At 73.7% G+C, this 476-nt stretch carries 1 protein-coding gene; it reads left to right on the forward strand.

The window, feature by feature from the left end; genetic code table 11:
• The coding region (locus tag ACEPPI_RS40680; protein ID WP_373920266.1) for an AMP-binding protein at positions 1–476 on the forward strand (476 nt) is incomplete at both ends.

The following is a 476-nucleotide window of genomic DNA, read 5'->3' on the forward strand; positions in this document are numbered from 1 at the left end:
GCCACCCTCGTCGAACGGTTCGAGGAGCAGGTCCGGCTGCGCCCCGGGGGCCGGGCGGTGGTCTTCGGCGGCCAGGAGCTCACCTACGCCGAGCTGGATGCCCGTGCCAACCGGCTGGCGCACCACCTCGCCGCAGGGGGCCTGGGCCGCGGCGACCTCGCCGGGATCCTCCTCGACCGCGGACTCGACTTCGCCGTCGCCCTCCTCGCCGTCGTCAAGACCGGCGCCGGATACGCCCTCCTGGACCCCGAGTTCCCCGACGAACGCCTCACCGGCACCGCCCGCGACGCCTCCCTCACCACCCTCGTCACCGACACCCGCCACCACACCCGGCTGACCCCCACCGGCGGAACCCCCTGGGCGACGGTCCGCGTGGACACGGAGGCCGACTCCATCGCCGCACGACCGACCACCCCGCTCGGAACACCGTTGACCTGGGACGACGTCGCCTGCGTGATGTTCACCTCCGGATCCAC

It is taken from the genome of Streptomyces sp. AB3(2024) (assembly GCF_041862025.1).
Classification (GTDB): Bacteria; Actinomycetota; Actinomycetes; order Streptomycetales; family Streptomycetaceae; genus Streptomyces.